Source organism: Caproiciproducens galactitolivorans (assembly GCF_004768785.1).
Lineage (GTDB): Bacteria > Bacillota > Clostridia > Oscillospirales > Acutalibacteraceae > Caproiciproducens > Caproiciproducens galactitolivorans.
The window spans coordinates 48,043-61,703 of sequence record NZ_SRMQ01000007.1; the positions used below are offsets into that span (position 1 = coordinate 48,043).

Annotated in this window: 13 protein-coding genes, 2 tRNA genes and 1 riboswitch; of the genes, 6 read left to right on the top strand and 9 right to left on the bottom strand. The window is 46.7% G+C overall.

Annotated features, from left to right (window positions below; all coding sequences use genetic code 11):
- The first annotated feature begins 73 nt into the window (after positions 1 to 73).
- From arsD to CAGA_RS08255, 3 genes are all read left to right on the top strand, one after another.
- Positions 74 to 469 carry an arsenite efflux transporter metallochaperone ArsD gene (gene arsD / locus CAGA_RS08240; protein WP_135659717.1) on the top strand — a complete coding sequence of 132 codons (396 nt, stop codon included), beginning with the start codon at positions 74 to 76 and terminating at the stop codon, positions 467 to 469.
- Position 470: 1 nt separating this feature from the next.
- Positions 471 to 2,207 (top strand): arsenical pump-driving ATPase, encoded by a 1,737-nt coding sequence (gene arsA, locus CAGA_RS08245; protein WP_135659719.1) that lies wholly within the window; start codon positions 471 to 473, stop codon positions 2,205 to 2,207.
- Positions 2,208 to 3,254: 1,047 nt separating this feature from the next.
- Positions 3,255 to 3,641: a beta/alpha barrel domain-containing protein gene (locus tag CAGA_RS08255; protein WP_135659723.1), complete on the top strand. Its 387-nt coding sequence runs from the start codon at positions 3,255 to 3,257 to the stop codon at positions 3,639 to 3,641.
- Here the strand turns inward: CAGA_RS08255 and CAGA_RS08260 are convergent.
- Positions 3,592 to 3,963: a hypothetical protein gene (locus CAGA_RS08260; protein WP_135659725.1), complete on the bottom strand. Its 372-nt coding sequence runs from the start codon at positions 3,961 to 3,963 to the stop codon at positions 3,592 to 3,594. The two genes, CAGA_RS08255 and CAGA_RS08260, sit on opposite strands and share 50 nt — an antisense overlap.
- A gap of 94 nt (positions 3,964 to 4,057) precedes the next feature.
- Between CAGA_RS08260 and CAGA_RS08265 the strand changes: the two genes are divergently transcribed.
- Positions 4,058 to 4,621, top strand: coding sequence for a hypothetical protein (locus CAGA_RS08265; protein WP_135659727.1), 564 nt, complete (start codon positions 4,058 to 4,060; stop codon positions 4,619 to 4,621).
- Positions 4,622 to 5,176: 555 nt separating this feature from the next.
- Here the strand turns inward: CAGA_RS08265 and CAGA_RS08270 are convergent.
- Positions 5,177 to 5,253: transfer RNA gene (locus CAGA_RS08270), tRNA-Pro, on the bottom strand.
- Between the two features lie 24 nt (positions 5,254 to 5,277).
- Positions 5,278 to 5,351: transfer RNA gene (locus CAGA_RS08275), tRNA-Gln, on the bottom strand.
- Positions 5,352 to 5,828: 477 nt separating this feature from the next.
- On the opposite strand from CAGA_RS08275, the gene CAGA_RS08280 reads away from it, so the two are divergent.
- Positions 5,829 to 6,362 (top strand): type 1 glutamine amidotransferase domain-containing protein, encoded by a 534-nt coding sequence (locus tag CAGA_RS08280; protein ID WP_135659728.1) that lies wholly within the window; start codon positions 5,829 to 5,831, stop codon positions 6,360 to 6,362.
- Between the two features lie 70 nt (positions 6,363 to 6,432).
- Complete coding sequence (locus CAGA_RS08285; protein ID WP_135659729.1) at positions 6,433 to 7,476, top strand: PocR ligand-binding domain-containing protein; 1,044 nt, start codon at positions 6,433 to 6,435, stop codon at positions 7,474 to 7,476.
- A gap of 40 nt (positions 7,477 to 7,516) precedes the next feature.
- Here CAGA_RS08285 and CAGA_RS08290 read toward each other — a convergent pair whose 3' ends face one another.
- From CAGA_RS08290 to CAGA_RS08315, 6 genes are all read right to left on the bottom strand, one after another.
- Complete coding sequence (locus CAGA_RS08290) at positions 7,517 to 8,053, bottom strand: inorganic diphosphatase (protein ID WP_135659731.1); 537 nt, start codon at positions 8,051 to 8,053, stop codon at positions 7,517 to 7,519.
- 142 nt (positions 8,054 to 8,195) lie between these two features.
- A riboswitch (Fluoride riboswitch) is annotated at positions 8,196 to 8,269 on the bottom strand.
- Positions 8,270 to 8,321: 52 nt separating this feature from the next.
- Positions 8,322 to 9,611, bottom strand: coding sequence for a diaminopimelate decarboxylase (locus CAGA_RS08295; RefSeq protein ID WP_135659732.1), 1,290 nt, complete (start codon positions 9,609 to 9,611; stop codon positions 8,322 to 8,324).
- A gap of 5 nt (positions 9,612 to 9,616) precedes the next feature.
- Positions 9,617 to 10,312 (bottom strand): TrmB family transcriptional regulator, encoded by a 696-nt coding sequence (locus tag CAGA_RS08300; RefSeq protein WP_135659734.1) that lies wholly within the window; start codon positions 10,310 to 10,312, stop codon positions 9,617 to 9,619.
- Between the two features lie 194 nt (positions 10,313 to 10,506).
- Positions 10,507 to 11,529 (bottom strand): hypothetical protein, encoded by a 1,023-nt coding sequence (locus tag CAGA_RS08305; protein WP_135659739.1) that lies wholly within the window; start codon positions 11,527 to 11,529, stop codon positions 10,507 to 10,509.
- Between the two features lie 154 nt (positions 11,530 to 11,683).
- Positions 11,684 to 13,111: an NAD(P)/FAD-dependent oxidoreductase gene (locus CAGA_RS08310; RefSeq protein ID WP_135659745.1), complete on the bottom strand. Its 1,428-nt coding sequence runs from the start codon at positions 13,109 to 13,111 to the stop codon at positions 11,684 to 11,686.
- 64 nt (positions 13,112 to 13,175) lie between these two features.
- Positions 13,176 to 13,613: a YaiI/YqxD family protein gene (locus tag CAGA_RS08315; RefSeq protein ID WP_135659751.1), complete on the bottom strand. Its 438-nt coding sequence runs from the start codon at positions 13,611 to 13,613 to the stop codon at positions 13,176 to 13,178.
- Between the last annotated feature and the right edge of the window lie 48 nt (positions 13,614 to 13,661).

Below are 13,661 nucleotides of genomic sequence, written 5' to 3' on the forward strand. Positions count from 1 at the left end.
CATTTATCACCCGCCATTGGTTTCCCGACCGGCGGTTGGTAACAAATAAATGATATTAAAGGAGTTATTTACTATGAAAAAAATGAAAATATTCGAACCAGCCATGTGCTGCCCAACCGGACTCTGCGGTGTGGGCGTCGACCCAGAACTTATGCGTATCTCTACAGTGCTTGACACGTTAAAAAAGCATGGTGTAATTGTTGATCGCTTCAACCTTAACAGCGCACCTGCCGAATTTATCAAAGACAAAACCATTAACGCCTATATCAATGAAAAAGGAACAAGGGGATTGCCAGCAGTAATAGTTGACGGCAAGATTGTCATTACAGGCCGATACCCCACTAACAAAGAATTTACGAAGCTGCTAGATCTTCCCGAAGATGTGTTGGAAGCCAAAAGCCAGCCTATTAAGGTAAAGGTTACTAAGAAAAATTCCGGCGGTTGTAATTGCAAGGGAGGTTGCTGTTAAATTGAATTTATTCGACCCGCAAAAGATCAAATTAACGAAATACCTTTTCTATACCGGCAAGGGCGGGGTTGGTAAAACCAGCGTCGCCTGTGCCACCGCCGTATCACTTGCGGATAGCGGCAAACGTGTGCTGCTTATCAGCACCGACCCGGCTTCCAACCTGCAGGACGTGTTCTCTATGGAACTGTCTAACAAGGGTACTCCTATCCCCGGTGTACCAAATTTATATGTGGCCAACCTTGACCCTATACAGGCCGCAGCTGAATATCGGGAGAGCGTAATCGCACCTTATCGGGGCAAGCTGCCAGCATCCGTTATCGCAAATATGGAGGAGCAGCTTTCCGGCTCCTGCACCATAGAAATAGCGGCGTTTAATGAGTTCTCCAATTTCATAACAGACGCAAAGGTTCAGCAGGAGTATGACCATATTATTTTCGATACTGCTCCTACCGGCCACACCCTGCGAATGCTTCAGCTTCCTTCTGCTTGGAGCAATTTTATAAGTGAAAGCACTCATGGCGCATCCTGCCTCGGCCAACTTTCCGGTTTAGAGAGCAAAAAAGCGATCTACAAGCAAGCCGTGAAAACGCTGGCAGACGGGGACCTGACCACTCTGATTCTTGTTACCCGTCCCGAAACCGCACCGTTTAAAGAAGCAGAACGGGCTTCCGGTGAATTGTCTGCATTGGGTGTTAACAATCAAATACTGGTTATCAATGGACTATTGTTGGAACATACAGATACCCTTTCTTCCAGCCTTTACGAAAAACAGCAAACAGCTATTTCGGCTATACCGGAAAAATTAAAGACTTTACCAATCTTTATGGTACCGTTGCGATCCTATAACGTAACCGGCTTGGAAAATGTGCGTGCTTTGCTTACTACCAATTATGTGTCCACTAAGCCACGGAAGTTAAATACTGACCATATTCCCTCACTCAGCAATATGATCGATGAACTGGCAGCAGAGGGCAAGCGCGTCATATTTACGATGGGCAAAGGCGGAGTTGGTAAAACAACCGTTGCGGCTGCTGTTGCGCTCGGCCTTGCAAAGCGAGGTAAGAAAGTCCACCTTACCACTACTGACCCGGCTGCGCATCTAAAATTTGTGATAGACGAAACCTGCGGTATATCCATGAGCCATATTGATGAAACCAAGGAACTCAAAAAGTATCAGCAGGAGGTGCTCTCCAAAGCGCGCGCATCCGGTATGAGTGACGAGGATGTTGCCTATATCGAAGAAGATCTCCGTTCACCCTGTACGCAGGAGATAGCTGTTTTCCGCGCTTTTGCGGAGATAGTTAACATGGCAGACGATCGAGTGGTTGTCATAGACACAGCTCCCACGGGACACACTCTGCTCCTATTGGAGTCAACGCAGAGTTATAATCATGAAATTGAGCGCACTAAAGGCGAAATACCCGAATCGGTAGCACGGCTGTTGCCACGGCTGAAATCAGACGAAACTGAGGTCATTATAGTAACCTTACCCGAAGCAACTCCGGTCTATGAGGCTCTTCGTCTTGAGGAGGATTTAAAGCGTGCAGGCATTGCCGCCAAGTGGTGGGTGGTCAATCAGTCACTTTATGGCACGGATACTTCGAGTCCCATACTGACAGCTAAGGCTGCTGGCGAAATAGAATGGCTCAACCACATCAACGAACACGCAAATGGGAAATTCGTACTGATTTCATGGCATCCTGAGGATATCAAAGGTGACCGTTTGTTGGAACTGTGAGGAAAACAAAATAATAAAAGCCGCATTTCTGTCACCGTCAAATCGTGAACCATAGTATGCTTGGTGCTGAATACGGCACATCTTTTCTATTGCCGTGCTTAATGGTTAAAAAATCCTCGATGGGAATACCTATGGGAGGACAATGCGCCCTGAAATCCAAAACTTTATACGATACAAAAAGCAAACAACGAAATTAATGAAACCTCTGTAACGGGACTGTCTTCCCTGTCGCAGAGGTTTTATCGTTTTCAATAGAGCAGCTAAAAAAAATAAACAATAGGAGGAATCAAATTGCCCGGCACAAGAATTGTATGAAACTCCCGGTACTTCCATATCGCCAAAGCCTGGGTCTCTGCGGATAAACAAAAAGCAGCCACAGGAAGCGAATCGTCCGTTAAACGGTTAGCTTTTATGCTCCATAAGGTACAATATGTAAGAATGCAGGAAATTGGAAAAATCAAGATTATTACCAGCAAACCGGCATATCAGAGAAACTTAAAGCATATTCAAAAATGTTTATTTTTTAACCGGTATAGGAAATGTCCGAATTCTGCCTACTGTATCTTTCATAAGATATCCGCAGAGCCAAGGCAATTCTATTACATCGAATTTTCTATACCTTGATATCAAATTAAAAAAGGAGAGATTTTTATGGCAAAGGAAAGACTATGTTACGGGTCGGACGGTTTAGACGCAACTGATATCCCGGAATCAGAGGAATTTCTGCACGCCTGCATGTACAACTTACCAATAACGCAGGAGGGACGCGAAGCGGAGGTCGATCGGGAGTATGCCCCACGAGCTTGCGGTCCGTTCCGTATTGCTTGGTACGCTGGGCATACGGAAACTTACGACGATTGGCATATCGGACCTAAACTGGTGGATTAAAATATGACACAGAGGCTTCCCTGTTAATTATCAGGGAAAACAAATTAAAACCGGCCTTCTGCCATAATTATTTCATCCAGTTAGGGCAGGAAAAGGAGGAGCCGTTATGGGATTACAATTTACAGTAGAAATGAAAATGTCAATGCAGGAGAGACGAAAATGAACATATATCATTTTTGTGCGGCACAGCACAAAGACAGCATCATGCACGAGGGACTTACGCTGGGGCAATTTCCGAAACTTGTAGACGGCGTGTATAAGCTCATACCGCGTTGTCAATGGCTCACTACAGAGCCTGACCCACGCAAGCAAAGCTGGGCAACCCGAAACTTAATCGATTATAGCCGCACCGCGTATAGGCTGACCGTTAATATACCAGACAACTATCGCAAAAAGCTTATACGGGCGATTGATTTTGTGGCAGATATGCCGGAAGAAGCTCAACAGATTGTGACAGGATGGGATGGCAGCGACAAATGGTATATTTATCGCGGTATTATTCCAGCAAAGTGGATTGTGGGCTGCCACAGAATGGAAGGCGGATGATCATGTCTGAAATGATGCCTAGGTCATCAGGGAAGTTTTCCTCAAAATAATCGTACTCGATCTGCTCTTTTAGCTCAGGATGGGATTCCCGTTCGTCTGGTTCTCGATAAGAATTGCCTTGCAAAGCGAGAGCCGAAATCCGTTCCGTATAACTCGGGTTAGCCATCGGGTTATTCGCCAGGATCCATAAATACATAAAAACAGGAAGAAAAGATAATACCAGTACTTCCACAAAGAATGAAATGCCTACCACCTTGACCGTATTGGTCACACCGGAGCAGAAAAAAACCTCATCGATTATAACGCTAACGGCACCATCCACGCATCCCTTGTTTACCGGGGAGACAAGAAAACAGCGCGGAAATTTATAGACGCACAGGACCAGTACCTTGCATCCAAACAGGGAGGAAAAACAAATGAACAATAATCAGGTTCTTGCGATTTGGGGCAGCCCGGATAGTGGAAAAACCACCCTTTCTGTGAAGATCACAAAAGGACTGGAAGCAATAAAACGGAGCGTTGCGATCGTCACCTGTGATGAAGAAACGCCCATGCTTCCAGTCCTGACTCCTGCCGGGAAGCAGAATCACCCCTCTTTAGGTGAATTGTTGTCACAGTCCCGGATTTCCCAGACAGACATCTTAAAATATTCCGTACCATATGGGGACGAGATCAGTCTTATTGGCTATCGTTTGGAAGAAAATGAAACAACCTATCCTATTGTGGCGAAGCTCTCCAAAATGCGTACGGTTTCCGGGGAACTCGACTATGAAATGTATAAAGAAATAAAAATGTATTTATCTGTACTTGCAATCATTGGAGGGATTATTCTGGCCGCATGCGCTTTGAATAATGACTGGAAAGGGTTTCTGTTTTGCACAACCAAGGGGAAGATTTCCTTGTCTATTACGGCTCTTGTGATTTTTGTAACCCTTATACGCGTTATCCGGCTGACTAAGCCGGTTGAATTCAGGAGGTAGATTTTATGTATATGCCTATATCATTGTATTCAAAAACCGTATGATGCCACTAACTTACCCGACCGCATTTGAAGATGGATGCTTGGTACTTGAGTAAATACATACGTTCGAAAAAGATTGCAATATATTCGTGCTGATTTTCATTTGCACATTGCAAAGCCACTAAAAATTGTCGAATTAGGCTACTTTTTATTTTCAGTTTCCAGCCACTTTTTGCGCTATTTTATTATTGTTTGAACGTGCGGCTGCTAGCACAATTATGATTTAAAAGCACTAATATCAAATTTTTCGATATAGCGATATATCTGAATGCAGAGAATACAAAAACACTAGAATAAAATAAAAGACCGGAATAAATACGGTCTTTCAAACGATATATTGTTAAATTTTCCTTGCAATTTTTGTTTTTCCAACGTTACTGTATTGGGGGCAGCTTCCAGAGAACCTGGGAGAGGAATCTTTATTCCTATGTGATTGCGCCAACAATCCTTTGTGATACATAAAAATTATTTGATAACAAGGGTAAAAGCATATACTTTTACCCTTTATCATTCATGGTCGAGGTGACTGGATTCGAACCAGCGGCCTCTACGTCCCGAACGTAGCGCTCTACCAAGCTGAGCCACACCTCGAAAAATCGGCCCTCTTTGGGGCCATGGCTGCGGAAGAAGGATTCGAACCCTCACAAACAGAGTCAGAGTCTGTCGTGCTACCCTTACACAATTCCGCATCAAAATATCGGCAACTTATAATGACTTTATGGCTTTGTCACACCATATATTGTATTCCGTTCACCCCGTCAATACCTAACCTATATCGCAATGGGGGCTAACGTGTCAGCGAGATATATTCTACTACATTCAGCAGTAAAATGCAAGTTTTTTTTTTAATTTTTTTAGTACTTTGTATTTTTTCAGAATTTATTATAAAATTCCCGGTTTATGCCATCTTTTTTTGAAGTAACTTCTTCCTGCGCTCTGCGGGGGAGACAAGGTGCTTTCTCTGTGATAGGCGCTCCTTTACGCACCTCCGTATTTACACAGGCAATATTTTCTCCGCAACAGCGTAAAAACCTCATAAAAAATCATACAATAAAAAAAATTGTAAAATTAGAATACCACATCCTAGAATTATGATATAATAATTTTATAAAATTTCGAGAAAATTCAAATCATATATAAAAGCAAAATGAAAGGAGGATTATTTAGTGAAAAAAGGATTAAAAGTGGTCTGTTTCATTGCAAACAATTTTGAGGATTTGGAATTGTGGTACCCCGTTCTAAGGCTTCGGGAAGCAGGTGTAACCGTTCATCTGGTCGGAGAAAAAGCCGGCGAAAAATACATCGGGAAATACGGCGTACCTGCCACTTCCGATTATGCGTTTGGGGACATCGCCATCGAGGATTACGACGCACTTCTGGTTCCGGGCGGCTGGGCTCCGGACAAGCTCCGGCGTTTTCCGGAAGTGATCGAGATGGTTCGCGCAATAGACAGAGAAAACAAACCAATCGGTCAGATTTGCCACGCAGGCTGGGTTCTGATTTCCGCAAAAATACTGAATGGAAAGAACGTCACAAGCACGCCGGGTATTAAAGACGATATGGAAAACGCGGGAGCAAAGTGGCTGGACAAGCCCGTGGTTGTGGATGGCAATATCGTTTCCAGCCGCCGGCCGCAGGATCTACCGGGGTATATGAAAGCTTTTCTTTCCCTTCTTGAAAAGCGTTATCCGGATTCATAAATACGAAATCTGACGATTAAGATACTCGTATTTCACCGCCAAACAAAATACAAAAAAGGACGAACAAAGTATGATAAAAACAAACGAAGACGGCACGCTTGACATGAAGGTGCTCGAAATAAGCGATATCATCGACATCTCTTTGTTGCAAAAATTCCAGGATAATTTTGCAATCGGTATGAATTGTGCTAGTGTGACCGTAGACCGTAACGGCACCCCGGTAACAAATCCCAGTTCCTATACAAGATTTTGCGACGGATTTGTCCACCAGTCTCAAATTGGTGACCGCCGCTGTGCCGAATCCCACCACCGCATGGGCGAAATGGCCGCCCGCTCCGGCAGGCCGTTTGTCGGACAATGCCACGCGGGTCTGATTGATTTTGCCGCACCGATCATCATTAACGGCGAACTGATCGGAACCGTTTTGGGCGGACAGGTACTTTCGGAAAACCCCCGGGAGGAGCATTACCGCAAAGTTGCAAATGAAATTGATGTTAGTGGGGACGGGTTGGTCGAGGCGGTAAAAAAGATCAAGGTTACGGATATGAAAAGCATCAGCGCCGCCGCGGAAGTTTTGTTTATTGTCGTCAATGCACTCGCCAAAAACGGCTATGCAAAAATTGAGCTTGAACATCTCGCTAAGCTTTTGGCAAATAAATTCATCGAGATTTCGTCCACTCTGGAAGAACTTGCGTCCTCCGCGCAGAATATTACGGAACGGCAACAGGACCTGAACGAAGAGATTTCGCAAGTGGAAACCATTACGGAAGAAATTAATGATGTTTTGAAATCCATCACCCAAATCGCATCCTATACAAAGATTCTGGGCATCAACGCATCCATAGAATCGGCTCGCGTCGGGGAGGCTGGAAGAGGATTCGACGTCGTTGCAAAGGAAATTCAGACCTTGTCCCAAACTTCCAACGATACGGCCGAACATATCATGAAGCTAACAAAGAAGATCAAGGAATCCATCCAAGAAACCGTAAACAACTCTAATATCACTTTACATACGACCCAGGAACAGTCAAGCGCAATGGAGGAGGTTTCTGCCGTGATACAAGAATCCGTTCATATTGCCGATCAGCTCAACAGTCTAATGAAGCAAAATTAAGGAACGCCTGCCGAAAACGGCAGGCGTTCCTTAATTGCGTTCATTCTTTTGCGCCATACTCTTTTTCATATCTTTCAATGCATACTCGTATGATCTTCTTCGCTTCCTGCGCGTCCTGTATATGCTCAACAGCCGTAGCTTTTCCTTCGAGCTGCTTGTACACGGAGAAAAAGTGCGACATTTCTTCAAGCACATGTTTCGGCAGTTCCGTTATATCGTGATAGGCGTTATAGGTAGGGTCATGAAAGGGAACGGCAATAATTTTCTCGTCCACAAACCCGCTGTCCAGCATTGCAATGACACCGATCGGGCGACACCGAACAAGAGAAAGAGACTGTATATCCTCAGTACAGAGCACAAGAACATCCAGAGGATCACGGTCTTCCGCTATCGTGCGAGGAATAAACCCGTAATTTGCGGGATAATGCGCGGAAGTATAAAGAATTCGATCCATATAGAGCGTACCCGTACCTTTATCAAGTTCATATTTCGTTTTACAACCTTTCGGAATTTCAATGACCGCGCAAAAATCGTCTGTCTGGATTCTTTCTTTGGAGATATCGTGCCAAATGTTCAAAAATACCCCTCCAATATTCTTTTCGATGCCCCCTTCAAACGGGGTTTGAGTATGGCTATTATAGCTAGTCTGAGCGGAGAGCCGAGAAGCCGCCCCTCTTTCCCCCTCCCCGGAGTAAACAAAAAAGCTGATGCCTGCTGTGTATGCCACAGAAGTCATCAGCTTTAAAAGCAATTTTAGCATTCGCTATGGGAGAACTTCATTCCCAGTAAGTATTCTATCATAATCCAATAAAATGTCAATGTATTTCGGAGACAATCTGAACACACTATTCAATCCCCAGTTCTTTCTCACGCTTTTTCAATATTTGAAATGTTTCCGAAAAATCAAGGGTTGCAAAGTAATCCATCGGGGTTTCCGCACGCCGGATTAATTCAACAGGCCCGTCCTCTTTCAGGAGCAGCTCCGCAGAACGCAGGCGACCGTTATAATTGTACCCCATGGCGTGCCCATGTGCTCCCGCGTCATGTATTACCAGCAAATCGCCCTTATTGATTTTCGGAAGCATACGGTCAATGGCAAATTTGTCGTTGTTTTCACACAGGCTCCCAGTAATATCGTACCGATGGTCGCAGGGCGCGTTTTCTTTGCCCATAACCGTGATATGGTGGTACGCCCCGTACATTGCCGGGCGCATCAGATTTGCAGCGCAGGCATCTACGCCGATGTATTCCTTGTAAATATGTTTTTCATGGATTGCCGTTGTGACAAGGCAGCCGTATGGCCCGAGGATGTAACGCCCGAGTTCGGTGTAAATATCCACATTTTTAAGTCCCGCCGGAACCAGAATTTCTTCGTAGGCCATTCGGACGCCTTCGCCAATTTTTTCAATATCCGCCGGTTTCTGTTCGGGGCGGTACGGAATGCCGATTCCGCCGGACAGGTTAATGAAGGACACGGCAATTCCCGTCTGCTTGTACAGGTCAACCGCCGTACGGAATAAAATACCCGCCAGCGTCGGATAATACGCGTCATCCGTTGTATTGCTTGCCAGAAAGGCATGCAGACCGAACCGTTTCGCTCCATACGAACGCAGCTTGAGAAACCCTTCCTTCAACTGGTCGTAGGGGAACCCGTATTTTGACTCACCCGGATTATCCATAATTGCGTTGCTGATTTGGAAGGTTCCGCCGGGATTGTAGCGGCAGCAGATAGTTTCCGGAATACCCGTGGCTTCTTTCAGATAGTCAATATGCGTAAAATCGTCCAGGTTAATGATTCCGCCCAGCTTTTTTGCCAGCACAAATTCCTGCGCAGGCGTGTCATTGGAAGAGAACATGATATCGCTTCCGTGGAAGCCCACCGCGTCCGCAAGCATCAGTTCTGTTAAAGAAGAACAGTCCGTACCGCAGCCTTCTTCCTTCAACAGGCGAAGCAAAAAAGGATTTGGGGTTGCCTTTACCGCAAAATATTCCCGGAAACCGGGATTCCAGGAAAAAGCCTTTTGCAGCCTTCGCACATTTTCCCGAATTCCCTTTTCGTCGTAGAGATAAAATGGAGTGGGGTATTTTTCAGTAATTTTTTTTAATTGTTCTAGTGTAACAAACGGCTTCTTCAAGAAAATCAACTTCCTTCCATCATTGTGATCAGCGTAATTTCATTTTTCAATGCTTCTTTAAAAAGCTCAATCAGATTCCGTTTTTGGGAGTACAGGCAGGTTGATTCGGATCCTGCCGCGGTGTCCCCTGTCAGTACGTTTTTCGAGTCCGCAATCAGCCGGATTTGGTGCTGCCCGGTTTTCGTATGATAAACCTGCGCCCCATCCAACGCAAACGGCGGGTCGGTGATAATCACGACTTTCAACCCCCGAGCGACAGCCCCCTTGATCTGGGGCATCAGCTTTGAAAGCGTCTGCCCGGAAACGGCGAGATAGACCCGCTCCTTCGCCTTGTCAATCATGTTTTTCATTTTGTCAAAAATATTTTCTTCGCCCTTTACGGTGATATAACCCCCGGTTTCCTCCCTTTGCTCCGGGAGAACCTGCGTAAGCAATTGTGCGTATTCCTGCATGCGGCGAATCCGGTTACCGCAGAATTCCTCCGCCGGAACCGGAAGGTAGTGGGTTGCGGTATCCTCTTCTATAAACGCCGCGCCCTTTTCCACAAGGCCGGCGAGCGCCGTATACGTATTCGAGCGCGAAATCCCCGTCGCCTTCGCCGCTTCGTATCCCGTCATCCTGCCCTCGGAGCAAAGCATGAGGTAGAGCACCGACTCCTGACGGGTCAGCCCGAAATAGCCCAGCATTTCAGCGGCATCCATGCAATCCCTCCAGTAGTGTTTCTTTATAGGAACACTATAACCGCTTCCGGGCAATTTGTCAATAGCGTATCATACAAAATATCCGCCCGGCGTGAAAAAACAGGCAAAAAAGCTGGGGCGTATTCCGCCCCAGCCGTCATGATTGCAATCGCAAAAGCGGCTATGGTTTCCCATAGCCGCTTTAGATTTAGGAATCACCAGCTTTCAAAAATTTTGTCGTGAATTTTCTTTTCCATATTTCCAAGCGCTCCGGCATTGATTTTCGAAAGAAGCCCCCGCTGTACTTCGTCGTAATACCGTTTCGCGCGGGCAAGCTGTTTTGTTGCCTTTGCGATTTCCGCCTTATAGTCCGTCATGATCGCGGCAATCTCCGAGCGGTGTTTCTCATCCGTTTTCTCCGCAACCGCGGTCTTGTAAATATCGATGACCTCGTCATCGGGGCGGGACGGGAAGTATTCATGCGGCGACGTGCTGTCGAACACGCACAGGCCAAGCTCTCTTAAAACAATCATGTCCACGCTGTTCGGGTCAAAGGCGCAATGGTATACCTCTGTTTCATATCCCGCGGCGCAAGCATACTCGGCAATCTTTTTTAAAAACGTGGACTTGCCCGTTCCGGGCCGCCCTTTGATAAAATACCGCTTTGCAAGATGGGATGTAAGGCTGTCAATATAGTCAAGGGAACCGTCCATGGTTGCCGCGCCGAAAAAGCGATGAATCTGCTCCCCTTTTTTCGCAAGCGTATTCCCGCCGATTACCCTTTCAATCGTATCGGATGCCAGCTTGTTGGCGGCAGCAAAATCCATATTCGATATATAAATCTGCTCCCATCGGTCATGAATTTCCAGCGCCGCGGCAAAATGGCGGCGGGCCGCCTCCAGCCCTGCAAAAGTCTGGTGCAGGTTTTCGTCATTCAGAATTGCAGCAACGCTGAATTCTTCTTCATCATAAAGCGGAAAGTTGATAACACCGGCGCTTTTTTCCGGAACGATCACGCCTTCCAGCGAATTGTCCAAGCAGTTATGAATCAGCTCGACATGAAAATTTTTTTCAAGCGCGTCGGCGCAAATGTTCCCGACAATATCCGCTACTGCAACGGACGGATAACCGTCTAAGCGGACAACCGTACGCAGGCGGCTGAAATTTGACTCAAAAAAGCTCGCATAGCCCCTTGCGCTATTGGACCGGATATAATAATTTAACGTATATTCGGGCAAAATATCCCCTCCTCACTTATCATGCCGGCTTATTCCATGATGTACGAAAGGAAACTGCTCGCATGGAAAGAACGGCATATCTATCAAATTATATGTCACAGCTTTTATTCCATGCATAAAAACAGCGAACCCGTTTTTCAGGTTCGCTGAATATTTATTTCTTTTTCTGTTTTTCTGCGATATCCCTTGCGACAACAATGCCGGTCACAGAAGCCTGCATCAGACCCCGGGTGATTCCAGCCCCGTCTCCCACGGCGTACAGATTCTTAATCGCCGTTTCAAAATTATTCCCAACGGATATCTTCGAGGAATAGAATTTCACTTCTACGCCGTAGAGAAGCGTATTTTTGGAATACAGTCCGGGCGCCAGCTTATCGAAGGCCCGCAAAGACTCCACAATGCTTGTCAGATGGCGATGCGGCAGCACAAACGAAAGGTCGCCCGGCACCGCGTTTGTAAGGGTCGGAATCGTCGTGGACTTTTTCAGCCTTGTATAATCCGTACGCCTGCCGAGGAGCAGGTCGCCAAGCCGCTGCACCATAATACCGCCGCCGGTCAGCATATTGCCAAGCTGCGCGATATAGCGCCCGTATTCAATCGGCCGTTTGAACGGTTCCGTAAACTTGGTGGAAACAAGCAGCGCGAAATTGGTGTTTTCGCTGTGCTTATCCTCATCCGCATAGGAATGCCCGTTCACAACCGCGATTCCTCCGTCGATTCCCCCGTCGTAATGCTCCTCGCTAACAATCCCGCCGGGGTTCATGCAGAAGGTGCGAACCTTATTTTCAAACGTATCCGAGTAATAAACCAGCTTGGCCTCGTACAGATTCTTCGTCAGGTGATCCATCACCGCGTTCGGGACCTCTACACGCACGCCGATGTCCACTTCGTTATTGATGGTAGCAAGATTATTCTCCTGCGCGATACGCGCAAGCCAGTCCGCACCGCCGCGGCCCGGGGCGATAACGACATAAGGCGCGCGCACCAGGGTGCGTTCCCCCTTGGAATCAACAAGCCATACGCCCTTCGCCTTTCCGCCCTCCACTTCAATCGTATCCGCCGTAGTATGCTCGCGGAATTCAAAATTCGGACGGCTGGAAAGATAGCGGTACATACCGCGCAGGACTTCAAAGGAATATTCGGTTCCCATGTGGCGTACCGGGCAAGGGATCAGCCGGATGTTCTCCTTGCGCGCCTCATAGGACACTTTTTCCGCGAATTTGTCGCTTTTTCCAAACACCTTACACGGCGCTCCATAATGGAGATAGATCTCATCCGCATAATGAATCAATTCCCTTGCTTTTGCAACCGGCATATAATCGGTGATATTGCCACCGACTTCCTCCGAAAGGGAAAGCTTTCCATCGGAAAACGCGCCGGCACCCGCCCAGCCATTCATAATATTACAGGTAGGACAGTGGGCGCACTGTCCGGAAGTCCTTGCCGGGCAGGCGCGGCGGTCTATCGCGCTGCCAGAATCGACAAGCAGAACCCGTTTTTCAGGGGCGAGCTTATCCATTTCCAGGGCAGTAAAAATGCCGGCTGGGCCGGCTCCGATTACTATAACGTCATAATCAAACATATTTTCAACCCCACGTCTTAATTTTGAGCAAAACATAGGTATTATACCATTAAAAACAAATTTGTCAAATACTTTCTTCAATCATCCGGGAGAGTGTCCGCTCAAATGCTTGGTCATCCTGTTTGGTACGTTTTCTGATTTTTCCGGTTCTTCCACCGGCGCGCCGCACTTCCTGGCCGAGCGCGCGTTCGAAAAGAAGACGGTCCATGTTGGAATTGTCGTAAATCATCCCATTCTGGTTCAGCACCTTCGCTTCCTTGGCAAGGGCCATTGCCGCCACGCCGAAATCTTGGGTAACGACGATATCCCCGGCTTCAATCAGGTTGACAAGGCGGATATCCGCGCTGTCACGCCCCTTGTCAACGGTAATAACGGTGCTGTAACCGTCATGAATCTCGTGGCTGGTATCAATCAGCATTGTGACCGGAAGGGCTTTTTCACGCGCCAGCCGAACGATAATTTCCTTTACCGGGCAGGCATCCGCATCCACCAGAATTTTCATCGACCCATCGCCGCCTTCAAAATTATGCCATTTTATTATAGCACAAAT